This window comes from Methanomassiliicoccales archaeon, assembly GCA_026394375.1.
GTDB lineage: Archaea > Thermoplasmatota > Thermoplasmata > Methanomassiliicoccales > UBA472 > JAJRAL01.
Map to the genome: position 1 here is coordinate 1 of JAPKYJ010000024.1, position 24,841 is coordinate 24,841.

General features: G+C 57.0%; 22 protein-coding genes. 16 read left to right on the plus strand and 6 right to left on the minus strand.

The genetic code is table 11. The features are described from left to right. From larB to thsA, 6 genes are all read left to right on the plus strand, one after another. A partial coding sequence (larB, locus tag NT137_06335; GenBank protein MCX6652952.1) for a nickel pincer cofactor biosynthesis protein LarB occupies window positions 1-765 on the plus strand: 765 nt, incomplete at its 5' end. A 10-nt stretch (window positions 766-775) separates the two neighbouring features. Further along, window positions 776-1,714, plus strand: a complete 939-nt coding sequence (locus NT137_06340) for a GNAT family N-acetyltransferase (protein MCX6652953.1) — start codon at window positions 776-778, stop codon at window positions 1,712-1,714. Between the two features lie 65 nt (window positions 1,715-1,779). Next, window positions 1,780-3,069, plus strand: a complete 1,290-nt coding sequence (locus NT137_06345) for an Nre family DNA repair protein (protein MCX6652954.1) — start codon at window positions 1,780-1,782, stop codon at window positions 3,067-3,069. Beyond that, on the plus strand, window positions 3,056-3,901 hold the full coding sequence (locus NT137_06350) for a radical SAM protein (protein MCX6652955.1): 846 nt from the start codon (window positions 3,056-3,058) through the stop codon (window positions 3,899-3,901). The genes NT137_06345 and NT137_06350 overlap by 14 nt, the downstream gene beginning before the upstream one ends. Window positions 3,902-3,954: 53 nt before the next feature. After that, on the plus strand, window positions 3,955-5,337 hold the full coding sequence (locus tag NT137_06355) for an aldehyde dehydrogenase family protein (GenBank protein MCX6652956.1): 1,383 nt from the start codon (window positions 3,955-3,957) through the stop codon (window positions 5,335-5,337). Between the two features lie 121 nt (window positions 5,338-5,458). After that, window positions 5,459-7,096 carry a thermosome subunit alpha gene (thsA, locus tag NT137_06360; GenBank protein MCX6652957.1) on the plus strand — a complete coding sequence of 546 codons (1,638 nt, stop codon included), beginning with the start codon at window positions 5,459-5,461 and terminating at the stop codon, window positions 7,094-7,096. Window positions 7,097-7,321: 225 nt separating this feature from the next. On the opposite strand, the gene NT137_06365 is transcribed toward thsA, so the two are convergent. Next, the gene (locus tag NT137_06365; GenBank protein ID MCX6652958.1) at window positions 7,322-7,756 is read right to left on the minus strand and encodes a hypothetical protein; all 435 of its coding nucleotides are present in this window, start codon (window positions 7,754-7,756) and stop codon (window positions 7,322-7,324) included. Window positions 7,757-7,991: 235 nt separating this feature from the next. On the opposite strand from NT137_06365, the gene NT137_06370 reads away from it, so the two are divergent. The 7 genes from NT137_06370 (at window position 7,992) to NT137_06400 (ending at window position 16,045) form a co-directional block, all read left to right on the plus strand. Next, on the plus strand, window positions 7,992-8,825 hold the full coding sequence (locus NT137_06370) for a recombinase family protein (protein MCX6652959.1): 834 nt from the start codon (window positions 7,992-7,994) through the stop codon (window positions 8,823-8,825). Next, window positions 8,818-9,702, plus strand: a complete 885-nt coding sequence (locus NT137_06375; protein ID MCX6652960.1) for a recombinase family protein — start codon at window positions 8,818-8,820, stop codon at window positions 9,700-9,702. The genes NT137_06370 and NT137_06375 overlap by 8 nt, the downstream gene beginning before the upstream one ends. Before the next feature lie 404 nt (window positions 9,703-10,106). After that, window positions 10,107-10,688 (plus strand): hypothetical protein, encoded by a 582-nt coding sequence (locus tag NT137_06380; protein ID MCX6652961.1) that lies wholly within the window; start codon window positions 10,107-10,109, stop codon window positions 10,686-10,688. A gap of 76 nt (window positions 10,689-10,764) precedes the next feature. Next, a complete protein-coding gene (locus NT137_06385) occupies window positions 10,765-10,887 on the plus strand; it encodes a hypothetical protein (GenBank protein MCX6652962.1) in 123 nt (40 codons plus the stop codon). Between the two features lie 318 nt (window positions 10,888-11,205). Continuing rightward, window positions 11,206-11,343, plus strand: coding sequence for a hypothetical protein (locus NT137_06390; protein ID MCX6652963.1), 138 nt, complete (start codon window positions 11,206-11,208; stop codon window positions 11,341-11,343). Window positions 11,344-12,386: 1,043 nt separating this feature from the next. Beyond that, window positions 12,387-14,921 (plus strand): fibronectin type III domain-containing protein, encoded by a 2,535-nt coding sequence (locus tag NT137_06395; protein ID MCX6652964.1) that lies wholly within the window; start codon window positions 12,387-12,389, stop codon window positions 14,919-14,921. Window positions 14,922-15,211: 290 nt separating this feature from the next. Continuing rightward, window positions 15,212-16,045 carry a DUF6159 family protein gene (locus tag NT137_06400; GenBank protein MCX6652965.1) on the plus strand — a complete coding sequence of 278 codons (834 nt, stop codon included), beginning with the start codon at window positions 15,212-15,214 and terminating at the stop codon, window positions 16,043-16,045. Window position 16,046: 1 nt separating this feature from the next. On the opposite strand, the gene NT137_06405 is transcribed toward NT137_06400, so the two are convergent. Then, complete coding sequence (locus tag NT137_06405) at window positions 16,047-16,712, minus strand: HAD-IB family phosphatase (GenBank protein MCX6652966.1); 666 nt, start codon at window positions 16,710-16,712, stop codon at window positions 16,047-16,049. 152 nt (window positions 16,713-16,864) lie between these two features. Between NT137_06405 and NT137_06410 the strand changes: the two genes are divergently transcribed. Both NT137_06410 and twy1 read left to right on the plus strand, forming a co-directional pair. Then, window positions 16,865-18,298, plus strand: coding sequence for a replication factor C large subunit (locus NT137_06410; GenBank protein ID MCX6652967.1), 1,434 nt, complete (start codon window positions 16,865-16,867; stop codon window positions 18,296-18,298). 9 nt (window positions 18,299-18,307) lie between these two features. Continuing rightward, a complete protein-coding gene (gene twy1, locus NT137_06415) occupies window positions 18,308-19,234 on the plus strand; it encodes a 4-demethylwyosine synthase TYW1 (GenBank protein ID MCX6652968.1) in 927 nt (308 codons plus the stop codon). A gap of 10 nt (window positions 19,235-19,244) precedes the next feature. On the opposite strand, the gene NT137_06420 is transcribed toward twy1, so the two are convergent. The 3 genes from NT137_06420 to NT137_06430 form a co-directional block, all read right to left on the minus strand. Further along, window positions 19,245-21,161: a beta-CASP ribonuclease aCPSF1 gene (locus NT137_06420; protein MCX6652969.1), complete on the minus strand. Its 1,917-nt coding sequence runs from the start codon at window positions 21,159-21,161 to the stop codon at window positions 19,245-19,247. A 75-nt stretch (window positions 21,162-21,236) separates the two neighbouring features. After that, window positions 21,237-21,896, minus strand: a complete 660-nt coding sequence (gene psmB / locus NT137_06425; GenBank protein ID MCX6652970.1) for an archaeal proteasome endopeptidase complex subunit beta — start codon at window positions 21,894-21,896, stop codon at window positions 21,237-21,239. 114 nt (window positions 21,897-22,010) lie between these two features. After that, on the minus strand, window positions 22,011-22,556 hold the full coding sequence (locus NT137_06430; GenBank protein ID MCX6652971.1) for a DUF2085 domain-containing protein: 546 nt from the start codon (window positions 22,554-22,556) through the stop codon (window positions 22,011-22,013). Between the two features lie 122 nt (window positions 22,557-22,678). Here NT137_06430 and NT137_06435 point away from each other — a divergent pair, with 122 nt between their 5' ends. Continuing rightward, a complete protein-coding gene (locus tag NT137_06435; GenBank protein MCX6652972.1) occupies window positions 22,679-23,116 on the plus strand; it encodes a formylmethanofuran dehydrogenase subunit E family protein in 438 nt (145 codons plus the stop codon). Here NT137_06435 and NT137_06440 read toward each other — a convergent pair. After that, window positions 23,067-24,839: a hypothetical protein gene (locus NT137_06440; GenBank protein ID MCX6652973.1), complete on the minus strand. Its 1,773-nt coding sequence runs from the start codon at window positions 24,837-24,839 to the stop codon at window positions 23,067-23,069. The two genes, NT137_06435 and NT137_06440, sit on opposite strands and share 50 nt — an antisense overlap. Window positions 24,840-24,841 lie beyond the last annotated feature (2 nt).

Here is a 24,841-nt window from a genome sequence, read left to right on the forward strand (position 1 = left end):
TTGAAGTCGGTCAGCGAGGGCCGCGTCACGCCCGACGAGGCCGCCGAGCGCCTCCGCCACATGCCGTTCGAGGACCTTGGCTTCGCCAAACTCGACCACCACCGCGCCATCCGTTGCGGCTTCCCCGAAGTGATTTTCTGCCAGGGCAAGACCACCGAGCAGATCGTGACGATCATCACTCGCATGACCGCCCACGGCCACGCCGTCCTGGCGACGCGGGCCGCGCCGGAAGTCTACGAGGCGGTCCGCGCACTTCATCCCGAGGCAATTTATCACAAGGCGGCCCGCGCGATCGTTCTTCAGGGCCGCCAGCGGTGCCCGCGGCATGAAGGCCTGGTGGCCGTCGTTTCAGCCGGCACGAGCGATCAGCCCGTTGCCGAGGAAGCCCGCGTTACGGCCGAGGTCATGGGGTGCAGGACGGAACCGTTTTACGATGTCGGTGTCGCGGGCATCCACCGGTTACTAGCGCACACCGAGGCCCTTGCCAAGGCGACAGTCATCATCGTGGTGGCGGGCATGGAAGGGGCGCTGCCGACCATCGTCTCGAGCTTCTCTTCCGTTCCGGTGATAGGCGTGCCGACATCGGTAGGCTATGGCATGGGTGGAAAGGGAGAGGCCGCTCTGCTAGGGATGCTGCAGACCTGCTCCCCTGGCCTGGTGGTGGTCAACATCGACAACGGCATCGGTGCCGGAGCCACCGCCGCCCTCATCAGTCGCCGCTGCCACGACGCTAGGCAGAGCAAGGACCAGGCGAAAGCGCCTTAGAGGCGGAAAGATGCTGGACGTGATCATCCGAGAGATGACAGAGGGGGACATCGAATCGGTCAGGAATGTAGGGCAACAGACCTGGTCCGACGTGGCTACCCGCGATGCTGGGCACAAGGTCCGCTATCCTCTGCGACCGAGGGAGATCGTCCGAGCCTACATGTGGAAGGAGCCTCAGGGATGCCTGGTGGCGGAGAGGAAAGGAGAGGTCGTCGCCAGCGCCTTCTGTCATGCTTGGGGGCGGGTAGGCTGGGTCGGGCCGTTCGAGGTGCTGCCAGAGATGCAGAACCAGGGCATAGGCACGTCGCTCATGCATCGTTGTGAGGACTTCCTTGCTTCCCGAGGATGCTCCGTGCTCGGCCTGGAGACCATGCCCTATTTCATGCGCAACCTGCACTTCTACTTGCGTCTGGGCTATGCCCCTGGAGAACTGACGTTCATCACGGAGAACAAGGAGCTTGCTTCGGAAGAGGGGGCGGAGGTCGAGGAACTTGACCATCCGATGGGGGATATCCTCGCTTCCTCGATGGCGAGACTGAGCAATTCACTGGCTCCAGGCCTCGACTACTCCGGAGAGTTCGAGATGACTCTGAAGGCGGGTGTCGGGCGTTGCTTCGTCGTCCGGCGGGGAAAGGTCCTGCAAGGTGCTGCCATCGTCCACGACTACTATCCAAAGGAAGAGGCGGACCACGCCTCCCTCCGCCTGCTACTGGTCAATCCCAGGATCAAGGAGATGAGGGAGGCTTTCCTGGCACTGCTCGATGCCTGCGAGAATGCGGTGAGGGAAGAGGGTCGCAAGAGGCTGTTCGCGCGATTCTCCGCTTCTCATCCGCTGCTATACGACGAGTTACGTCGTCGGTCGTACAAGCTAGAAGGGGCGAACATCCGCTTGGTCAAAGGAAGGTATCATGAGAAAGGCGGATACCATCTGAGCGCGTGGGCGGGGTAGGCAGTTTCGGGGCCATTGAGGCAAAGGTCATATAGCGAGTTCTTGGTTGTTAAGCACAGAAGCGCATGGGACTCCTCAGCTCATTGCCAGAGAGCCTAGTAGAGGATAGGGACACATTCGTCATGCCGCATACGGGCAACAGCCCTTGCTCCCTGTGCAAAGGGTCGAAGATGCTGTGCGGCAAGGACCGCTGCCCGCTCACGATCAAGTTCTATTCCCAACAGCGAACTCGGAGCCTCATCGATTCCTTGGACATGGCTGGAAGTTCCCCTCCCGGAGTGTTCATCGGAAGGTTCGGCTACCCCAAGGTGGACATCGGTCCTTTGGTCCCTCCGGAGTTCGGCGACACCTCCATCATGGACACGCCGGAGAGATGGATGGGCAAGAGCATCGAGGAGATCACCGACTTCCGTTTCCGTCTGGTCAGAGGCAAGTATCGGGTGGACGTGAAGGAGTTCCAGAGCGCAGGCAAGGTCATGGACTACACGCGGGAGCTGGCCTTGGCCGTCAATTGCCCTGACGTAGAGATGAGCTTCGTGAAGAGGCCTGCCGGAAAGATAGTCCTTGACGACGAGATCCAGCCGTTCGGGCCTTCCGCCCGGCTCACCCAGATGGACATCACCAATCCGAGGTACGATCACAAAGTGGAGAAAGCGTTCTACGACACGGACCTCAGGGCCGCGGAGGCGGTCAAGGGGCTCTACAAAGAAGGGGTGCTCATATCCAAGATCCAGAAGGCCTTCAGCGTCGGTGCCTTCGGCGTGGAAAAGAACCGCAAGCTCGTGCCGACCAGATGGAGCATCACCGCGATCGATGACATACTGGGCAAGTCGCTCCTGCAGAGGACCAAGACCTTTTCCCTGATGGACGAGTTCAGGGTGTATGATTGGGACCAATTGGACAACCGCTGGAGCGTCCTCTTCCTACCCACCTCCTGGCGCTACGAACTCATCGAGGCCTGGTACCCCAACACCGCCTGGAATCCCCTAGGCAAGCAGATAGACATCATCTCCAGCCATGAGTTCTATGATGGCAGGACCGAATACGCGGAGATCGGCGGCTGCTACTACGCCGCCAGACTGGCTGTCAACGAGCTGCTGGAGAAGGAGCGCAGGCAGGCGGGGGCGGTGATATTGCGCGAAGCTCATCCTGGCTACGTGATGCCGGTGGGGGTCTGGAACGTCCGAGAGAACGTGCGCACCGCCCTCCGGCAGACGCCCCTCAGGTTCAGCAAGCTGGAGGAGGCTCTGGAGCACATCGCCACCCGCATGGATATCTCCATACCACGCTGGATCAGGAGCAGCGCCATCCTCACCGACTACCTGAGGCAGAGGAGGATCGATGACTACGCGTGATCTGGACTCGTTCTCTGGTGATGCGCCGAAGCCGCAGTCTGATGAGTACAGATGCGTAGAGTGCCGGACGGCCCTCTCCCGCTCGAAGCTCCCCGGCCTGGATTTCGCCCTCAACCCCTACGTGGGATGCGCGCACGACTGCGTCTATTGCTACGCACCATTCATCCTGGGAATAGAGCGAGCGAAGTGGGGTGCGGACATCGCGGCCAAGAGCAACATTCCTCGCCTTCTGGCCGAGGAGGCGCAGAAGGTGAAAGGCACAGTGGGCGTGGGAACGGTCACAGACCCTTACCAGCCGATGGAGAAGGAGACCGGTCTCACGCGCAGATGCCTGGAAGTGCTCGCTGCCAAGCGAATCCGGTTCAGCATTCTAACCAAGTCGGACCTGGTGCTGCGCGACCTGGATCTGATCAAGCGCTGTCCTGGATCGGAAGTCGGGGTCACTGTAACAACCATCGATGAATGGGCAGCTAGCACCTTTGAGCCCCATGCCCCCTCTCCAAGGCGGAGGTTGGAGGCAGTTCGGCAACTGGTGTCGTCTGGCGTCGATGCCTACGTGCTCATCGGACCGGTCATTCCCACGGTGGTGGAGAAGGATACGGAGCTTTTCCTCCAGGCCATCGCGGACACGGGAGTGAAGCGGGTCATGACCGATCGTTTGCGCCTTCGTCCAGGCATGCTCGAGCTGTTCGGCCAGCTGCCAGCTATGAAAGGGGATGCCTGGGCGCGGTTCCACACACTGGCTCGGTCTCCGGGCTACCTCAGAGAGGTAGTTTCGAAGGTGGAAAGCGTGGCGCGGAAGAAAGGTCTCGTGGTCGAGAGCGCTTTCTGAACCCGACGATGGAGCAGGCAAGCTTAATGTGCCTCCGTCAAGATTCCGAGAGCATGAAGGTCACCTCCATCGATCCCCGCACTGGCGAGATAATCGCCAGCTTTCAGGCCGCCAGGGCCTCCGAGGTGCTGGGCGCGGTGGAAAGGGCCCGGAAAGGCCAGCAGAGATGGTGGCTGGAACTGAGAAAGGAGGAGCGGATCGAGAGGCTGAGGGCTCTGGAATCCGTGCTGGCCCGGAACAAGTCGGAGGTGGTGAAGACCGCCTGTCTGGAGACGGGCATCCCTCAGGCATCCGTGGCAGCGAGCTTCGATAGCGCTATGCGCGGTTTCTCCTACTACATCGGCCGCTATGAAGCGCTCCAGGACAAGCCATTTCCATTGGACCAGGCTTTGTGGCAGGAGACCAACGCCATCATTCATTTTGAGCCTCACGGGGTCATCGGGCACATCGGCGTCTGGAACTACCCGTTCTGGCAGACGATGATCACGGCCATCCCCGCGCTCCTCACCGGCAACTCCATCATCTTCAAGCCCTCCGAGCTGGCCACCATGACCGGGCTGAGGGTCGCCCAGCTGGTGCACGAGGCGGGCATTCCCAAGGATGTCTTTGTGCCGGTAATTGGCGGTCCATCGGTAGGAAAGGCGCTGGTGCGGTCTGACTGCGACGCCATCGTGTTCACCGGCAGCATAAGCACTGGCCAGCACATCATCAAGCACGCTGGCGTCAAGCCGCTCGTCCTCGAGCTCTCCGGAAACGATGCGGGATTGGTGTGCGAGGATGCCAACATAGAACAGGCGGCCAGGGGCATCGCCTCGGGCACCTTCTCCCGAGCTGGACAAGTATGCATACGCATCAAACGGGTCTATGTCCATCATCACGTCGCTGAGCCTTTCCTGAAGAGATTGGTCGATATCACGTCCCGCCTGAACGTCCGAGAACAGATCGGCCCCCTCATCCGCGAGGAGGCCAGGATCAGGGTGGATAAGCTGGTGCAGGAAGCTATCGTCCAAGGAGCCAAGGCGTTGATCGGTGGAAGAAAGATGGAGGGGCCAGGGTTCTTCTACGAACCGACTGTCCTTCTGCTGACAGACGACCAGGCAGAGGTCATTCGCAAGGAGACGCTCGGACCAGTGTGCTCGGTGCGAGTGGTGCAGAACGAAGAGGAAGCCCTGAGGCTGGCCAACGATTCGGATTACGGTCTAGGTGCCACTATCTGGAGCACGAGCATGGAACGGGCCGCTCAGCTTGCGTCGAGGTTGCAGGTCGGCAACGTCTGGATCAACGAATTCGGCCGGACCCTCAACTGTGGCGAGTACTTCCAAGGATGCAAGTCCAGCGGGATCGCCAGCTCGCAGGAGCGCCTGATGATGTTCCTCAAGAAGAAGACCGTCATCGCTCATACCACGAGCGAGCCAAGGAAGTCCTGGTTCTCCTGAGCACGTTCGGTTCGGGACGGGGGTTCCGGGGTGGAGGCATTCCAGAGGGGTTATCATCCTGAGATATGCTTATATAGAAGCACAGAAATACCGGGGCAACGGTGTTTACATGGGTTATTCAATGGGAGGACAACAGCCTATCATCGTGCTGAGGGAAGGCACGGAAAGGTCAAAGAACCGGGAGGCGCAATCGAACAACATTGCCGCCGCCCGAGCAGTCGCTGACGCGGTTCGCTCGACCCTCGGTCCGAAGGGCATGGACAAGATGCTCGTGGACTCGTTGGGCGATGTCGTGATCACGAACGATGGCGTTACCATTTTGAAGGAGATCGATATCCAGCACCCCGCCGCCAAGATGGTGGTGGAAGTCGCTAAGACGCAGGACAACGAGTGCGGAGACGGCACGACCACCGCGGTCATCATGGCAGGCGAGCTGCTGAAGAAGGCCGAGGGACTGATCGAGCAAGGCATCCACCCCACCATCCTGGCGAACGGATACCGCATGGCCGCGACCAAGTCCCTAGAGATCTTGGAGACCATCGCGATCAAGATCACCCCCAAGGACGAGGAGACGCTGAAGCAGATCGCCCGCACCGCCATGACCGGCAAGAGCGTGGGCGGCCAGAGGGACTTCCTCGCCGGGCTTTCGGTCAGGGCAGTGAAGGCAGTGGCCGAGGAGAAGAACGGCGGGTTCGAGGTCGACGTAGAGAACATCAAGGTGGAGAAGAAGCCCGGGGGATCCATCTCCGACACCAGTATGATCGAGGGCGTAGTCATCGACAAGGAACGTGTGCATCCGCGCATGCCTAAGACCGTGAAGGACGCCAAGATCGCCCTGGTTACCGGTTCCATGGAGATCGCCAAGACGCAGGTCGAGGCCAAGATCCAGATCCGCGACCCCCAGGCCATGCAGCGCTTCCTCGACGAGGAAGAGGGCACCCTGAGGAAGATGGCGGACCGCTTGAAAGAGGTCGGGGCGACGGTCGTCTTCTGCCAGAAGGGCATCGATGATCTCGTCCAGCATTACCTGGCGAAGCACAACATCTACGCCTGCCGCAGGCTCAAGGAGAGCGACATGGAGAAGATCGCCAAGGCTTCCGGCGCGAAGATGATCAGCAGCGTCATGGATATCGAGAAGGGCGACCTGGGCTGCTCTGCAATGGTGGAAGAGAAGAAGATCGGCGACGACAACCTCACCTACATCACCGGTTGCAAGAACCCCAAGGCCATCAGCATCATGATCCGAGGCGGGACTGAGCACGTGATCGAGGAAGTCGAGCGCGCCCTGCATGACGCTTTGCGCGTGGTCGGCATCACCCTGGAGGACGGCAAGGCCGTTCCCGGCGGCGGTGCACCGGAGATCGAGCTCTCATTGCGCCTGGCCAATTACGCGTCGAGCGTCGGCGGCCGGGAGCAGCTGGCCATCGAGGCCTTCGCACAAGCGATGGAGGTCGTCCCCTGGGCCCTGGCGGAGAACGCCGGTCTGGACGCGATGGACGTCGTCATCAAGCTCAAGTCCGCGCACGAGGGCAAGAAGGCGAACAAGAACGTGGGCCTAGACCTGGTCACCGGAGAGCCAATCGATATGCTCAAAGAGAACGTCATCGAGCCCCTGCGGGTCAAGACTCAGGCTGTGAAGTCGGCCACAGAGGTCGCCAACATGATTCTGAGGATCGATGACGTCATCGCTTCGCGCAAGGCGCCCCCCATGCCTCAGGGCGGACCGGGCGGCGGTATGCCCCCGGGCATGATGGGTTAAGCGCTCGAAAGCGAAACCTGACGATCAAACCCCTTCCATTCTTCATCTTTCTTCAGGTAAGTCTCCGAGAGAAGTCCCGATTTCAGTGTCTCCTCCCGATCCTCGAGAATCGAAAGAAGCCTGACAGGTTGCCTCATTGATCTCAGGCCCCAAAAGAGCGAACGCTCCTAGAGGGAAACGAGAGTAGAATGGATTGGGGCGTTAGGAGGGTCCCCATCGAAGAGCTCAGATCTTCTCGATCTTGCCCTTCTTGCCCTTGCTGACGTCGGTGCCGAAGTCGCTCTTCTTCACGTAGCAGTTCACGCAGCGCAATTTGGTGCCCGGCTGGATCTCCAACGTTTCCACCAGGTCGACGTCGTCATCCCACAAGGCCAGTCGGCAGCTGCCGGTGTCATCGCGCACGTTGAGATTGCGAACCCTTCCTTGTCCGCCGGTGCGCTTCTCGAACTGCCTGGTGTCACTGACCTTGACCACCTCTAGCTCGATCGTCACTTCCTCTCGGTCCTTGAGGTCCGCCACTTTCTTCGCATTGCTTGTCGGAATCATAGGTAATCCCTTCTCGTCCAGCGCAATCCTGCGTAAGGTATCGTCCTCAATCAGGTCGCCGAATTCCTTTCTCAGTTGGGCGATCCTTGATTCAAGGTCATCCTGCGGTTGCATCGGTGGAGAGTGCATCGGATTGGGTGTCATAAACCTATACTTCGCGTCATGCTAACATTAAATAATATGTATCGCTATCGCATTTACTATTATACTTAGTTCATCCAATGCACATAAATGTTCACTTGTACGACATATATATATACAGTTCATAGACTTATGTCAGACAGTTGTCGGCTGAGGGATGGGTAGCACTCCGCCAGCAGCATCTGGACGCTTAGCGGGAGGTTCCGCGATGAGAGCTGCGCTTTATGCCAGGGTGTCCACCGAGGACCAGGCCAAGGAGGGTTTCAGCTTACCTGCCCAGCTCAAGCGCCTCAATGCCTACTGCAAGGCAAGGAACTGGCAGCCATCGGCGGAATACGTGGACGATGGCTACAGCGGCCGCGACGTCAAGAGGCCCGCCTACCAGAGGATGATGCTGGAGAAGGACAACTGGGACGTGCTGCTGGTCATGAAGATGGACCGCATACATCGCAACAGTCGCAACTTCGCGGTGATGATGGACCACCTGGAGGAATGGAACAAGGAGTTCAATTCCATGCAGGAGTCCTTCGACACCACCACCGCCATCGGTCGCTTCGTCATGGACATCATCCAGCGCATCGCGCAGCTGGAGAGCGAACAGATCGGCGAGAGGGTCAAGGTCGGCATGACCCAGAAGGCGAAGAAGGGAGCGGGATACCTGGGCTTCGGGCAGCCATATGGATATCAGTATGCTGAACGAAAGCTCTCTGTCATCGACCGAGAGGCGGAGGTGGTCCAACGCATCTACACCTGCTATCTGGATGGCATGACCGTCCAGGAGATTGCTGATTGGTTGAACGAAGAATGCGTTCCCACCAAGAAGGGCGCGAAATGGCAGAAGGGCACCATCGCCAATCTGCTCACCAATCCTATCTACTGCGGCTACGTGCTCTGGGATGGCATATTGCGGCGGGGCAAGCACCAGCTTTTGGTGAGCGTCTCAGATTTCAATGCCGTTCAGACGTTGATGACATCGAAGGCCAGAAACATCGGCCAAGATCACATTCACCTAGAACCGGAGGAGGCCGTGGCCAATGCCTAGAGTGGCCATCTACACTCGGGTCTCCACCGAGGACCAGGCGAAGGAAGGCTTCTCGCTCGAGGCACAGAAGGAACGCCTCTTGGCCTATTGCGACGCGCAGGGCTGGGAATTCGCATGTTTCTACCAAGAAGACGGGCATTCCGGACGCAACACCAAGCGTCCAGCATATCAGAGGATGCTGCAGGAAAGGGATACCTGGGACATCATTCTGGTCATGAAGATGGACCGCATACACCGCAACAGCAAGAACTTCATGATCATGATGGAAGACCTAGAGAAATGGGGGAAGAAGTTCACCAGCATGAACGAGTCGTTGGACACCTCTACCGCCGTCGGTCGGTTCGTGGTCGACATCATCCAGCGCATCGCCCAGCTGGAGAGCGAGCAGATAGGCGAGAGGACCTATATGGGCATGAGGCAGAAGGCGGAATCCGGTTCAGGACTACTGGGGTTCAACATACCTTTCGGCTATCGGTTCGAATGCGGAAAACTGGTGCCAGTCGAGCAAGAAGCTGCTCTAGTCAGGTATGTCTACGCATCCTATCAGAGCGGCAAGACCATGAACTGGATGGCCTGGGATCTGAACAACAATTCCCTTGGGACCAAGAGGGATGGAAAATGGTCGGTCTGGTCCATAAGCAGGATGCTCCGCAATCCTCTGTACGCTGGTTATCTGAGATGGGATGGCCTGATCATTCCCTCCGATCATGAATCGGTCGTAACCGTAGAGGATTTCAACAGGGTCCAGTTGATGATCACATCGAAGATCAAGGATCCTCGTCATAAGAGGTCTATCCAGCTACTGGAAAGGAGCGCGGGTGCGCACATGCAAGGAGAAGCGAGTGTCGCTGTTCTCTCGGAATCCACCACTATCTGACATTTGTCGATAGAGAGCACTGCATGATGATACCTGTCGAAAACCCCTCTGGCATTGGATTCCCAGGACGCCTCCACTGGGGGCCCATGCTATCCAGATAGAAGATATATAAGTGTTACGGAGAATCGCCCTCTTTGTGGCCATGATCCTTCAATGGCTCACAAATGTGCCTAGGAGCATCGTTCTGCCTCCTGGAAGTAGAAAAAGCTTATATTCTCGGGTCGGGATGATAGGCCCGTTGGGACTGCTAAGCGCAATCCCGAGACATGACTGGAAGGGAAAGGGGATTACAATGGGGGTGATGTGCAACACCATTGGGTCAATCCAGTGGCTAGAGTACATCAACTGGGGAATTGAACCTGATCTCATTCTTTTCCGTTGTCTACAAAGGAGGAGAGAAACAAATGGCTGAAGAAAGAAATCTGCACCTGAAGTTGGCCGGGGCCGAGGTACTAGGTCTCATAATGATTGCCTGGGCCACCTTCGTGGTTGCGATGATAGGGTTAAAAGTGATCGATTTTGATGCTCTCGGTGCGACCCTTGCGATGGTTGCCACTGTTAGCACATATGTCGGCGTCGGTCTATTGCTAGCTACACTGGTCTCATTCTTGAATGAGAATATGCTGTTGACTGCCGCGTTTGGAATTCTGGCATTCTTCTTCCTCGCGTTCCCTGGTTTCGCAACAACTGGGGCAGCTGCGATGTATGCCACAATCTTCGTTGGCATTGCCCTATTGCTACTCACAGTGGTAGCGTTCATGCAACCAGTGAAATTGCTGCCAATATTGCTGCTCGTCGCGGCGATATTGTTCTTCGTGTTGGGCGCATGGCTGAACGAGCCAGCTAAGCTGAACACGTCGGACATGCGCATGATCGTTGGCATCTTCTCGCTGCTTGTATTCCTGATTTCGGTATACATGGCAGCGGCGATTGGCCTGCTGACAATGAAGGGCAAGCCGGTCCTCCCACTACTGATAACGAAGTAAGGAAGAGGATTGCAGCCAGAACCCTGAAACCCTTTACATATTCCTCTTTTATCAATGCTCAAGAACAGTCCAGCTGATGATGCTAGGAGCTAGCATTCTTAAGCTCGATCTCATCAAGAACGAGTGGCGGGTCTCGGAGTACGTTCCTTTCGGCCCGAACCGGTTGGCCTACGAAGAAAGGCGCCGAACATACCTATAAGACATCGAGAGACTCGGGTGGACCACGGCACCTTAGCTTCCTACGTCGGGGAGCCGCCCCTTCATCCTCAACTACCCGCTTCTTCCCCGTTTTGCGTCGTTTCCAAGTTGATATTTGGGAGACCGTCGTTGACTTTAATGGATAATATCGGACATTGAACTATTGAAATGACTAATCTTGATAGCGGTATTTGAATTATATAATTGGTTAATCACAATATTTAATATATTGATATTGTTATGTATAATTATAAGATGTGCAATAGAAAATATAGTTCTATTGCAGTATATGGATCAACGTAATAAGGAAGGGATCAGGATGGTCGACGAGAAGACGACGATACAAGTAACGCCGCGGACAAGGGATCGGCTCTACAAGCTGAAGTTCAGAAGGACATATGACCAGTTCCTCAACGAGCTGTGTGAAATGTACGAGAGAGAGAACGAAGGCAGTTGAGAATTGGAGAGGAGGAACGAATGACTGAGGCCCCATATACCCTCAGACAGATTGAACCACGAAACGCTCTAGCCAGCTTCCCAATCAAGCAAACAAGGATCATTTATTCGTCCAATGAACGAATTCGTTCAATATACACAATTGCAGAAATTATTTAGCTATTAGCGTTTTGAGCTAAAATTAAATCTGCTTCTTGACGAATGTACATTCTCGGTGTTTCTTCTCTCTCCTCAGTCTCCGCTGACATCCCTCATCGAGAATTGCTTCGATGATCGGTAGAGCTCTAAGGAGCCATCATCATTTCTTTCACTTCACCAGCATCGCTTTATTCACACTAGAGAGGGCTGTTGCTGGAAGCCATAACCAAGACAGATACCCACATAGCGTTCACCACATTCATTCCTGCCATCGTCTGGATGTATATCATCAGCCCCTGGCCTCATATCGTCGATTGGAACTGCGTCCTCTATTCGTGCACGGATTTGGACATCATAGCTTATTGCTTAATATATTGCTTAAGATGCGTAAGCAGCTTAAAATAATTAGATGTGATAGGAACACCTACGGAAATAAGACAAGCCGTCCCATCTGTCGCAGATTTCACGTATTCGTATGTTATTAAATATTTAGTGATATCGCAACATATGATAATAATTAAATATTATCTAATAGCAGCGACAAGAATGGTGCCCAATCCCAAGCATCTCGAAATTAGGCGCATTTCGCTCGGATTCAAGGGGTCCGACTATCCCCATCTGGATGAGGTGCTAATCGTCTATTAGTTTATATATGAGCCGACACATACTTAATTCACTCAGGGAAACCTGGAGGATGAAAGGATGGGAAATGCACGCAGAGCGTTAGTGCTGACACTCATGTTCCTCGCTCCAATTCTTTTTGCGGGGGTCTTCGCGAGTAGCCAGGCTCAGGGACTCATCATCGTTCCTCTTCCAATCGCAGGTTGGCAGAAGGCCACCCTCGATTCAAGTGGAGGAGCCGGATGGTACCCCTCGATCGCAGTCGACAATTCGGGGAAGCAGCACGTGAGTTACTATGACTCCGTACAGCAAGATTTGAAGTATGCCACGAATGCCCCGGGAAACTGGACGTTCACTACGGTGGATAGCATTGGGCAGGTAGGCCTGCACTGTTCTCTTGCTCTTGATCCTCAGGGAAAGGCGTACATCAGCTACTACGACCTCACGAATCACGCACTTAAGTTCGCCACCAATTCAGGTGGTACTTGGACGAACGTGACTGTCGATAGACAGGGCGCAGTGGGCCAATACACATCGATAGCTCTTGACTCCACGGGCAAAGCGTTCATCAGCTACTATGACTGGGATCACGAGTCGCTCAAGATTGCGAACAACACCGCTGGTCATTGGGTCAACCAGACGGTCGATGATCCATTGGAGAACGTAGGGTCTTACACTCACCTAGCGATCGATGTCCAGGGCAATGTCCGCATAGCCTACTTCGATTCCACCCAGAACAAGTTGAAGTATGTGACAAACATGGGCGGGAGCTGGGCAGGGGGAGTCCTGGATGACACCGCCAACGCCGAAGGCGCGAACGACCTGGCACTCAATTCAACAGGTGCGCCCCGAATCCTTTTCTGGACAAACGATCGCATCCTTCGCTACGCAAGCTGTGATGAAGGCGTCTGGACGGTTGCTCCAGTAGAAGGTGCGCCGGAGGTCAACGGATTTCCATCCATGGTTATCGACCAGCATGATGCGACACTGATCACATATCAGGATTTCGCTAGCCAGACCCTTCACTATGCAGCGAAAGGCACCTCGACTTGGTATCACCTTACGGTGGACTCGACGTCCGCGGTAGGGTATTTCTCCTCCATCGGCGTCGATGCCAATGATAAGGTGCATATCGTCTATGAAGGAGGGGGACTCGGCCACTTGCTCTACGCCACAAATGCGGGGGCAGGCTGGTACTTCGACGATGTGGACACAGCTGGTTCCGCTGGCACTTTGAATGCTATTGCCATCGATACGCAGGGCACAGTGCACATCAGCTATGCGGATACTGCGAACGGCCATCTTATGTACGCCAAGAAGGTTGAGGGAAGCGGCTGGACGAAGGAAGTTGCTGACCCATTCCATGAAATCGGCGAATTAGGGACTTCGATAGCCGTCGATTCCAGTGGGAGGGCGCGAATCGCCTATTCAGATGCCTCCAGCAACACCTTGAAATTCGCCACCAACGAGGGCGGGACCTGGATAAACCAGACGATCGCTTCGGGGCCCGCGGTTCTCAGCTCCATTGTCCTGGATGCCGACGGGCATGCGCACGTGTTCTATTACCTCGGCGGTGTGAACCACCTCAAATATGCCACGAATAAGGGTGGCAGCTGGGACACGCAAACCATAGACAACTCTGGAACCGTCTCGGGAGGTCCGAGCGCCTTGATCGACAAGAATGGCAAGTTGCATGTCTTGTACTTCACCAACACAGAGGTCAAGTATGCAACGGACATGGGCGGTTCCTGGGTCACCTCCACGGTGGACGGGGATAGCTCCTCCTTGGGGAGTGGCATCTCTCTGACCATGGACAGCCTCGGGCATCTGCACGCAGTCTACTATGTAAGTAATGGAGGCTACCTGATCTACAACACCAATTCCACTGGGACCTGGCAACTCAAGGTGATCGAGGGGCCAGGCTTCGTTGGCGGCTGGTGCTCGGTAGGGGTCGGCTCGGACAGAGTGGTCCGAATAGCATATCAAGACAACTCAGAAGGCAGAATCCTCTACAAGGCAAAGCCCGAGGGCATTTGGATGAAGCAGACCCTGGGCGTCGATGAAGTGGGAAACTACGGTCAAATGGCATTGGACCGATTCGGAAGGCCATGGATGAGCTTCTATGACTATGTAGACCAGGATCTGCGCGCGGCACAGCTCGTCACATTGCCCTCAGGGCCAGCACAAATAGCGGGGGTCCGGGGCAATCAAATTGTCGAGGTGACCTGGTTAGCACCGGCGAACAAAGGTGGTGCGACCATTGGCAGCTATAGGGTATTCCACGGTACCAACCAGAACAACCTGACACTAGTCGCGACCGTCAATGGCAGCACCTACAGCTACACAGAGACGGGCCTGACCAATGGCGTGCGCATGTACTACGCCGTGGCCGCGGTGAACGTCGAGGGTCAAGGAGCTAGATCAGCGGTCATCAGCTCCGTCCCAGCGACCTTGCCATCTCAACCTCTCAATCTCAAGGCAGTCCCAGGCGCGGGCCAGGTACAGCTTTCATGGGACCCACCTTCTTCGACAGGAGGCATTCCCGTGACTATGTACAAGGTCTACCGGGGCACTGTCCAGACAAGCTTGGCATGGGTCGCCAATGTGACGGCCGGCACGAGCTACACTGACAGGTCGGTCGAGAACGGCAAGACCTACTACTACCACGTGACGGCGGTCAACGATGTGGACGAAGGAGCCAACTCCACGACCGTCTCTGCTTCGCCGACGGCGGATGACACCTTACTACTCATCGGTGTCGTCGCCTTGGTGGTCCTGGTGGCAGCGGCAGCGGTCTATGTGTTCATGCGGCGCCGGTGAAGAGCGGAGCCTCAAACCCTTTCATCTCTTCTCATTTTTCCTTACTTCGGACGCACGGTTACATCTTACCCGAGGTCGCAGAGGCAGGCGCCTGTAGGACCCCCCCATCGCCCTGTTCGTTGACATTGATCATCGTTGTTACTGTCTGAGCGAGGTCGAGAAAGGAGATCCGAGAGATCCGTTCCTGAGTCTGGCCGTCCGATGAAGCCAGCCCCCCCTCTCTGTCTACAAAGTCAAAGGGGGTTAAGTTTAAGACATCAATTACGAATCACTTTTCAGAGGTGCGGGAAATGGGGAGGCTAGGAAGGGGCTGGCAGCTCACCAAGCTCAGCTTCAGGGTGATCAAGAAGGACAAGGAGATACTCCTGTTCCCAGTGATATCTGGGTTGGTGCTCATCTCTCTGTTGGCATCGTTCATGGGCTCGTGGCTCTTCCTCAATGGATTTCAGTTCTCGAACATAATATCGGACTGGACCTTCTACATTTTCTGGATCGCGTTCTATTTCGTGGGCTACTTCGTGGTCATCTTCTTCAACGTGGCCATGGTGGCCTGTGCCACGAAGCGGCTGGAAGGGGGCGATCCGACCGTCCGCTATGGCCTGGGCTTCGCCGCTGGCCGGTTGAAGTACATCGTGCAATGGGCACTGTTCGCCGCCACGGTGGGCTTGATCCTTAGGGCTCTGAGCGAGAAGGCGGGTTTCCTAGGCAAGCTCATCATCGGCCTGGTGGGAGCGGCCTGGTCCATAGCCACCTACTTCGTAGTGCCGATCATCGCCTTCGAGGAGGTCGGACCGCTGAAGGCGATCAAGAGCAGCCTGAAGTTGCTGAGGGGCACCTGGGGCGAGGCGCTCATCTCCAACCTGGGATTGGGATTGGTGTTCATACTGCTGGGAATCGTGGGCATCCTTCCGATATTCATTGCCATTGTCATGGGATCTGTGGAATTGATCATAGTCACCGTGGTTGCTGTCGTCATCTACTGGATAATCCTGGCTGTTCTAGCCACGGCCGCCAACCAGGTCCTCATGGCAGCCCTCTACCGCTACGCGAAGACCGGTCAGGTACCTGACCTGTTGCCCCCGCTCATGGTCAAGAACCCCTGGCAGTATGGAGGACGGAACTAGACTACCTACGGGATTGCAGAATGTGAACCAGTAGTTTCGTCACTTCGTGGAAGTCGCTGAAGGCATGGGTCTTTAAGCCCTCGTGCACGAGCATGCCCAGGAGCGGTCGTCCCTTCACGGCGAAGCGTTCGTCGGCGATACGGGCGGCATCGATGTCCGAGAGGCCATCGCCCAGATAGGCCACTCGTCGACTCAGATCGCGCTCGGAAAGCACCAGATCGTCTTTGAAACTGTGCGCCTCGGCGTGCTTCAGAGCAGGGAAGCGTAGCCTTATCGCCTCATCATCGTAGGAGGCAATAGCGGCGTGCACGGATACCTGGCCTTCAATCGCCATCCTCTCCAGGTAGTGATGAATGACGAAATCCAGGCCGGCGCTCGCTATCATGAATTCGACCTCGGCTTCGCGGCAAAACCCTAGAAGCTCGATCAGCCCTGCCCTCATGCCTATCTTTCCTTCTAGCTCCTCGAGGATAGCATCTTGGTCGAGGTGGACCATGGCGAACTGACGTCGCATGCACTCCTCCAGGCCGATCTTGCCCTGCAGGAGAAGCCGGTCCGGTTCTCTCCAGTCCCCATCTGCGAAATGTTCCAGTATGTATTCGACCGTGTCCACCGTGGTGATCGTGCAATCGAAGTCGCAAATCACCGAGAGCTTGCTCTTCGTCATTCCTGCAAAGCTCCCTGTTCAGGCGCAGATGAAATCACTGCCGATCACCAGCGATAGGATGGGCGCTTTTCGTTCATAAACCATGCTGCTGGTGGCCACTTGCGAAACGCCATGGCGCAATTTTATATCGAAGCGGGGGATAGGTATGCACGATGCCCGACGATTGGACCGAGCTATACCGTCCCAAGAACCTGGCGGAAGTTGTGGGCAACCCCAAGGCGGTGAAGGAGCTCAAGAACTGGGCCATCGCCTGGGAATCGGGTAGACCGGCAAAACCGGTGGCGGTCCTCATGGGTCCACCAGGGGTGGGGAAGACCAGCGCAGCTCTCGCCCTAGCGAACGAGTTCGGCTGGGGCCTGATCGAGATGAACGCCTCTGACCACCGGAGCGGAGAGGCGATCAGGAATGTGGCATTGCGCGGGGCACTGACGGAGACTTTCACTGATGACGGAACATTCCTTTCCTCGAAGGAGGGAAGGAAGAAGCTTATCGTCCTGGACGAGGCGGACAACATCTTCGGCCGCGAGGACCACGGTGGCGTGCAGGCCATCGTGGAGTTGATCGCCCTGACAAGGCAGCCCGTGGTGCTCATCGTCAACGACTTCTATGCCCTGAGCCGAAAGAGCTCTGTCATCAAATCCAAGACCCTGCAGATACGCTTTGGCAAGATACAGGCGCTCACCATTAGGGGGGTGATCAAACGCATTGCCAAGGAGCAAGGGGTGGCGATACCTGACCGAGCCTTGGAGCTGGTATCCAAGAACAGCAACGGCGACCTGAGGGCGGCCATCCGCGACCTGCAGGCGCTCAGCCTCGGTGCTGAGCAGGTGCGTGAAGAGCAGCCGCTCATCCTGGACAATAGGCTCACATCCAAGTCCAACTATGACCTCATGGCGGAGATACTCCACGGCTCAAGCCCGCAGCGAGCCCGTTCCATGATGTTGGACATCTCGGAGGATCCAGACACGATCATGAAATGGGTGGACGAGAACGTGCCCATCGTCTACCGGGACCCAGAGGATCTGAAGCGGGCGTACCAGGTACTTTCCCGGGCGGACGTCTTTCTTAGCCGGGTTACCCGCAGGCAGTACTTCGGCCTCCGGTCATATGTGACCGACCTTACGTCCTATGGAGTATGCGCGGCCAAAGGGCGCCAGTACCACGAGTACGCCCGCCTGCAATTCCCCCTGATACTGAGCAAGCTCTCCCGAACGAAGTCTATGCGCAGCACCAGGAAGTCCATCGGGCTGAAGATCGGCGCTGCCTGTCACGTTTCCTCCAGCCAGGCCATATCGGACATCCTCCCTTACTTCGTGAAGATGTACGCCACCGACCGCGAGTTCCGACTGGAGACGACCATCAGCTTCGGCTTCGGCGAAGAGGAAGCTGCCTTCTTGCTGGATGACAAGGTCGATTCCAATACCGTCAAGCATCTCATGCAGGAGGTACAACGGAAGCTCAGGGGCGAGGAGAGGGACGACCACGATCTGAGATCGGTCAAGATCGAGGAGATCGCTGACCATGCTCCGGAAGAGAAGAGGAACGAGGACGATGCGCTCAAGCAGAAAAGCCTGTTCGAGTACTGAGGGAGCGGCATGAGGCCGGAGCTCAAGAGGAAGCTGGAGAAGCAGCAATATCGGCTGGTGGGCAACCACGGGGCGGTCAAGCTCTGCCATTGGATGAGGCAGTCCATGCTCAAGGGCCGAATGTGCTACAAGCAGGCGTTCTACGGCATCAGCTCGCATCGCTGCCTGCAGATGACCCCGGTGGTGCAGGACTGCAACCAAGAATGCATCTTCTGCTGGAGGGTGCGGGGTTTCGAAGGCCAGGACGACGCCTGGGACGAACCCAAGGAGATGCTGGGCGAGCTCATCAGACAGCAGCGGCTGCTGATCACCGGCTTCCCGGGCGACCCGCGCTGCGACCTGAAGAAGTACGAGCAGGCGAAGGAGCCCAAGCACGTGGCCATTTCGCTGGCCGGAGAGCCCACATTGTATCCGCACCTGAGCGAGCTGATCGGCGAATGCCACCGCAGGGGAATGAGCACCTTCCTGGTGACCAACGGCACCATGCCCGAGGTGATCGAGAACCTGGATCCTCTGCCGACGCAGTTGTACGTCACATTGGCCGCGCCGAACAAGTCCATCTACCGTGAGGTATGCCAGCCTAGGATGGCCGATGGATGGGAGCGGCTCATGCGCACCCTGGAAATTCTGCCCTCGCTGAGCACCCGAACGGTAATCCGCCACACCCTGGTTGCCGGACACAACCTTGGCTACGAGGCGGAATACGCGGATTTGGATAGGAAGGCAGATCCGACCTTCATCGAACCCAAAGGCTTCGTGTTCGTCGGTTCGTCCCGGGAAAGACTGAGCATCGACAACATGCCCTCACATCAGAGCATCGTGGAGTTCGGGTTGAGGCTGGGGGAGATGCTGGGACTCGATCTTCTGAAGGAGAAAGCGGACAGCCGAGTGGTGTTGCTGGGGGAGAAGACCGTCAAGGTCGAGCTGGACCTTTGAGCGGGCGAGCTCACTTCATCCTGATGGTCTCAAGGTTCATCGGGGCCCTGGTCTCCACGTTGAACTTCTTGTAGAGGGCGCTGGCCAGGTCAATGCACTTGTGCTCTTCGCCATGGCCTATGATGATCCTCTCCGGCTTAGGCTCCAGGGTGGCGATGTAGTTGATGAGCTGCCGGCGGTCGGAGTGCCCGGAGAACCCATCCACCGTCTCTATGGCCATCTTGAACGTGACCGTTACGGGCTTACCTTTCTCCATCAAGGTGAGGTCGCTCACCCCTTTCTGGATCTTCCTTCCTAGCGTTCCTTCGGCCTGGTAACCTACGAACACCAAGGCACTGTTGACATCGTCCGCCCAGGACTTGACGTATTCCATGACCGGGCCGCCGTTCATCATGCCGCTCGTGGCAAGCACAATGGCAGGATCGGGGTCATGGCAGATCCGCTCCCTCATCTCCGAGGAGTCCACCCGCTTGAAGATGTTGGATAGGAATGGATTCTGTCCCATCTGGAAGATCTGGGTCCGCAGCTGGGAATTGAGATACTCAGGATAGGCAGTGTGGATGGCGGTAGCTTCCCAGATCATTCCGTCCAGGTAGATGGGCACCGTCTCGATCTTGCCCGTGCGCATGAGCTCCTCCAGCACCAGCATGACCTCTTGGGAACGCCCCACGGCAAAGACGGGGATGATTATCTTGCCCCGACGCTGCAAGGCGCGCTCCACCACCGACTTCAGCTGGTTGGCGGCATCGGTGCGGCTGGGCTGGATGTCGTGGTAGCCACCGTAGGTCGACTCGATGACCAGAGTCTCCAACCGGGGGAACTTGTTGACCGTGGCGTTGAAAAGCCAGGTGCGTTCGAACTTCATGTCGCCGGTGAAAGCCACGTTGTAGAGGCCGTCCCCAACGTGGAAGTGGCAGACGGCCGAGCCCAGGATATGACCAGCGTTCTGGAATGTCAAGCGGATGTCCGGAGAGATGTCCGTCGTCTCCCCGTATTTCAGGGGGATGGTGCGCATGATCGCCTCCCGGACATGCGACGATTCGTAAGATGCCTTCTTCGCCTCCCCGAAGGACACTTTGAGCGCGTCCAGGAGCATGAGCGACATGAGATCGCGGGTCGGCGGTGTGCAGTAGATCGGGCCTGTGTAGCCGTACTTGAAGAGCACGGGCACCAGGCCGCAGTGGTCCAAGTGCGCATGCGTGATGACGATAGCGTCGAGGGAGTCGAGCGGCTGCAGTTCGGGCGCAGCGAAATAGGGCGTATCCTGGCCACTGCCTCCGGCTCCGGGAAGGGCACCGCAATCGATGAGGATCTTGCTCTCCCTGGTGGAAAGCAGGCTGCAACTCCGACCGACCTCTCGGAACCCGCCCAAGGCGGTCATCCTTAGCCAGGAGTCTCCTTCGGCCTTCTGCCGGTAGAGCTTGCGTCCCACTTTATTCAGGAACTCCCGGCGATCGTCGTGCACGTGGCGCAGGTAGTTACGTATCTCCGAAACGGTCTTTGAGGGGATGGGAGGAGCTCGTGCAACCTTAGGTGCCCAGCCCACCTCCTTCTTGATCTCGTTCAGGATAGAGCCTTGTCGTCCGATGACCAGGCCAGGGGAGAGCGCTTCGATCGTAACCTCGCCCGTATCATGCTCGAAGTAGATGTCGGTGATCTCCGCTTCAGCGGGGATGATCTCCCGGATGCGCTTCTCCACGCTCTCGGGATCGGCTAGCATCTCCGGGTCTGGTCGAATGGCCACCCGACGTCGCATGCCCTGCGCCAACTGCCTGATGATGTCGTTGTTCGAAGCGAAGGCCTCCAGATCTCGGGTGTAGACGACCACCAGCGGTCCTTCGAAATCGATGGACGTGATGTTGACGGTCGACGGTACGATCTTGCGCACTTGTTCCCGTGCTTCTTCCAGTATTCTATCAGCGCTCATGAATCGTTCACACTTCGATGCAAATTACATTCAAATGTAGTTATATAAACCGAATATATCATAATGATAAATGGTTTAGCGGGCTTTGGGGTAATCAATGCCCAGTTTTGCCGCCCTCTTTCTTACCTCGTCATCGGTCAGCTCGCGGAACCCGCTATCTGAGATGCAGATGATGGCCATGCCGTCGCCGCTGGCGGAATCGCGTTTCATGGCCGCGTTGAGCGAGCGGATGGCCAGGTCGGCGCTCTGCTCCATGGACATTCCCTTCTCATAGCTGTCCTCGAGCACACCATAGGCGAAGAGCGATCCCGAGCCCACGGACACGTAATCATCCCGGATCGAGCCTCCCGCAGCGTCGATGCCATAGACATGCCCACCGGTTTTGTCTACGCCGCCCATGATCAGGCCCACGTAGTAGTATCCGCCAGCACCGCCTCCGCGGTGCAGTATGTTGGATAGCAGCGTGGATGCGGATTTGATGGTGATGGCCGTTCCGCGCTTCAGGCGGTAGAGCTCCACCTCGGCCTTTATGTAGCGGGCCAGAAGCTGGGCGTCGCCCACCAGACCCGCTGTCGTGAGGCCCAAGTTCTCGTCGATCTTGAATATTTTCTGAACGTCCTTGTGAGCGATGATGTTTCCCATCGTGGCTCTGTGCTCGGAAGCGAGCACTACACCGTCCCTATTTACGATACCGATTGTGGTCGTGCCTGTCTTGAGTTGCTGGTTTTCCACCATTCCATCACACCCTCATAAAACACATCGAAAAGATGGGGGTCTTAGATTTGCGCCTCTCATAAAGTTGAGGCTATATATACCTTTTCCTGAATGGCTAATGTTCCATCGGATGATTCACAGATCGTCTGGCGAGGGCTGGGCGAGGTCGCTTTTCCCAAGGGTCTTGGTCGCGAAAAGATGAAGCAGCATGGCTACACACAATCCCGCCAAGAGCCCGGTGACCGCCCGAAGCAAATTGCTGGATTGATAGTCCAGCATGATCTGCGCTCCGCCGTCTAGAGCGATCGGAACGAAGCCCAGCATCACCAACCAAAGGTTCGGCCGCGGATTCGCGAAGAGCGCCAGGGCCAAACCGATCACCAACCCCGCGAATATGCTCACATCCCGAGCACAGAAGGGCATCTGATTACCGTTCAAGAAGAAAGACCTCTCCGCTATCTGATGGCAATTGGCATCTCCCAGCCAATAGACGGCGGCCGCCAACGGGTTCATTGAGGAGAGCTGGTCTCCATTGTCGACGTTGCCCACCCGACCCGAGAGGTCGGTGACCTGGCCTGGGGTCAATGTGAACGGCACCAGGAATACTAAGAGAGTGAAGAACAGGAAGAATGCCAGCATCGTGCTCTCTGCCCTCTGGAGAGCCCCTCGCGGATGCCACACACACCCTGCCAAGTCGGAGGCTCTAGATAACCCTTCCTCTCTCGGAATCCGAGCGGCCGTGCAAACCTGGATGCATAATATGGCAGAAAGAATAATAAGTCGCCTCGAGCTAATGAATATTCATGGAAATGATGCCCGAGGAGCTCCGGCAGCTCAAGCGATTCCACGGCCACCTCGGTCCCTATGTGGTGGTGGGCTATCGCATGGGGTCGATAGCCCGACAGAGAATGGAAGGGCGGTTGTGGGCGATATCCTTCACCGGTACCCAGGTTCCCCTGTCCTGCATCGTGGACGGCATCCAGTTCTCCTCTTCCTGCACTTTGGGAAAGGGCAACATCTCTATCCAGGACAAGCGGGAGGCCAAGGCGCATTTCGTCAATGAGAAGCAGTTGCTGGAGATCAAGCTCCTGGACGAGGTCCGCGAGCACATCGACGCCTCCATGAGCCACGAGACGGAGGAGCTAATGGCCATCGGGCTTTTCAATGAGCCTGAGGAAGCGATCTTCAGCATCATAGTAGTTGAGTCATTGTCGCGCGAGAGAAAAGTGAAACTAAAGTGAAGAGCGCCAGCGCCACCGGGGCTCGGGTGCCGAAGCGATAGAGCATCTCATCCCATCGGCCATCTCCGCGGAGGAAGGTGGTGAAGTAAGTGATGAGCAGCACAAGCTCCAGGATGTAGGCTCCGGTGAGAGCCGTGAGCACGCCCGTCTGTTGCAGGCCGAGGGCGCTAATGTTCTCCGTGAGGCTGAACAGGCTCGCGGTCACGCCCAATATGATGGGAGCGAAATAGGTGCTGGTGGCCTGCATCATCTCCACGGTGCTCCTTAGCGTCTCATCCGTCTTCGTGCGGCACTTGCGGATATCGTCCAGGTTGCTGGCAAGGTTCAAGGCCACCTTTCCGGCCGCCCGAGCGTCCCTTGACGAGCTCTCGGCCACGGTCAAAAATGCGCTCCATATAAGAGGGAAGCGGGAACGGAACACATCGTCCTCGGCCAACGCCACGTCCACTGTCATCCTGGACACCCGAGTTCGATGCAGTAGGACGCGAGCTCGGGATTCGAAGAAGCCATCACCGCGGGAGCTGGCGGTCTGTTCCAATGCTTTCTCAAAGGATGCGCCCCCCGCCATTCGATTGCCGACCTGGAACAAGGCAGAGATGAGATCAACCTCCGCCCCCCGGTCCTTCAGCGTCGTTCTATGCGAGGCATTGCTGCGCCAGACCAAGTAGAGCGCTGGAGGGATTCCCAGGATGAACAGTATTTCGTACGGATGCTCTTCCAGAGGGAATAGGATGAGGAGGGTGAGCAAGGAGGCGGCCCATATCCCGCCCGCCAGCAGATCAACCTTGACCACCTCAGGCCTTTCCGCCTTCTGTCCGACTGGATTCTTGACCAGGATGGAACGTGAATATGCGAACGCGAAGAGAGGAAGGATGACAAGGAGCAGAGCGGCCATCTCTGCCACAGGAATGGCCGCAGAGCCTGTGGACCCTTGAACGGAACTCGCCCCGCCTATGGCCTGCAAAGGCATCATTGAGAAGAGGAGGACGGGTACAAGAATGCCCACCGCGAAGAGCACCATGGTGGGCGTACTCAAGCTGGACACATAGAGCTCTGTGGAATCGCGCACCCCTTGAAGCACCACCGCGTTAGCGCGGTCAAGAAGTCGCTGGAGCCCCTCTCGGCCCGATTCATGCATGGCGGCAAGGAGAAGGTGAAAGGCCTGGCGGACGCAGTCATTGGCATCCGACAACGAAGCGGTCAGTTCCAGCAGAGATGTCTCCATGCCCTCGCTCGCCTTGGTGAGGGCCCTCCAGGCCGCCTCGCGCAAACGGCCCTGAAGCGCTCCGGGTTGCGAGGAGGCGAAGGCGATAGCCACCTCCAGCGAAGGACGGAGGTGTATGCTCATGATCATCATCCCCACGACCGAGGGGGACTCGCGCAGAATGCTCGTTTCCTCGGCAAGGCACTCGGCCTTGGGCAGGTTCGCGATCCATGAGGAGATCAGAAGCGGCAGGCCCAGGCTTGCAGCGATGGCATAGGCCAGGCCGTGCCAGTGAAGCGTCAATATGAGAAAGAGGTCCAATGGCAAGGAGATGATCAGGCAGAGCTTGAACGCCCCCCAGGCCCTGGACAGAATATCCTCGATGGTGAGATGTCTTCGCTCCATGAACGCTTCCAGTTCAGGGGTCATCTTGGGTCTGAGGACCTTGGCCATCACGGATGGTGGGGGAGAACCAAGACGGTCCAGCGTTGCCAGGGAGAAGGTCGGCTGGCGCCTCATGT

Coding starts and splice junctions, on each gene's coding strand:
- NT137_06370 (MCX6652959.1), top strand. CDS start 7,992: ATGAGAGCTGCGCTTTATGCCAGGGTGTCCACCGAGGACCAGGCCAAG.
- NT137_06440 (MCX6652973.1), bottom strand. CDS start 24,839: ATGAGGCGCCAGCCGACCTTCTCCCTGGCAACGCTGGACCGTCTTGGT.
- NT137_06340 (MCX6652953.1), top strand. CDS start 776: ATGCTGGACGTGATCATCCGAGAGATGACAGAGGGGGACATCGAATCG.
- NT137_06390 (MCX6652963.1), top strand. CDS start 11,206: ATGGTCGACGAGAAGACGACGATACAAGTAACGCCGCGGACAAGGGAT.
- NT137_06375 (MCX6652960.1), top strand. CDS start 8,818: ATGCCTAGAGTGGCCATCTACACTCGGGTCTCCACCGAGGACCAGGCG.
- thsA (MCX6652957.1), top strand. CDS start 5,459: ATGGGAGGACAACAGCCTATCATCGTGCTGAGGGAAGGCACGGAAAGG.
- NT137_06420 (MCX6652969.1), bottom strand. CDS start 21,161: ATGAGCGCTGATAGAATACTGGAAGAAGCACGGGAACAAGTGCGCAAG.
- NT137_06400 (MCX6652965.1), top strand. CDS start 15,212: ATGGGGAGGCTAGGAAGGGGCTGGCAGCTCACCAAGCTCAGCTTCAGG.
- NT137_06345 (MCX6652954.1), top strand. CDS start 1,780: ATGGGACTCCTCAGCTCATTGCCAGAGAGCCTAGTAGAGGATAGGGAC.
- psmB (MCX6652970.1), bottom strand. CDS start 21,896: ATGGTGGAAAACCAGCAACTCAAGACAGGCACGACCACAATCGGTATC.
- NT137_06350 (MCX6652955.1), top strand. CDS start 3,056: ATGACTACGCGTGATCTGGACTCGTTCTCTGGTGATGCGCCGAAGCCG.
- NT137_06385 (MCX6652962.1), top strand. CDS start 10,765: ATGATGCTAGGAGCTAGCATTCTTAAGCTCGATCTCATCAAGAACGAG.
- NT137_06365 (MCX6652958.1), bottom strand. CDS start 7,756: ATGCAACCGCAGGATGACCTTGAATCAAGGATCGCCCAACTGAGAAAG.
- NT137_06435 (MCX6652972.1), top strand. CDS start 22,679: ATGGAAATGATGCCCGAGGAGCTCCGGCAGCTCAAGCGATTCCACGGC.
- NT137_06355 (MCX6652956.1), top strand. CDS start 3,955: ATGAAGGTCACCTCCATCGATCCCCGCACTGGCGAGATAATCGCCAGC.
- twy1 (MCX6652968.1), top strand. CDS start 18,308: ATGAGGCCGGAGCTCAAGAGGAAGCTGGAGAAGCAGCAATATCGGCTG.
- NT137_06410 (MCX6652967.1), top strand. CDS start 16,865: ATGCCCGACGATTGGACCGAGCTATACCGTCCCAAGAACCTGGCGGAA.
- NT137_06380 (MCX6652961.1), top strand. CDS start 10,107: ATGGCTGAAGAAAGAAATCTGCACCTGAAGTTGGCCGGGGCCGAGGTA.
- NT137_06405 (MCX6652966.1), bottom strand. CDS start 16,712: ATGACGAAGAGCAAGCTCTCGGTGATTTGCGACTTCGATTGCACGATC.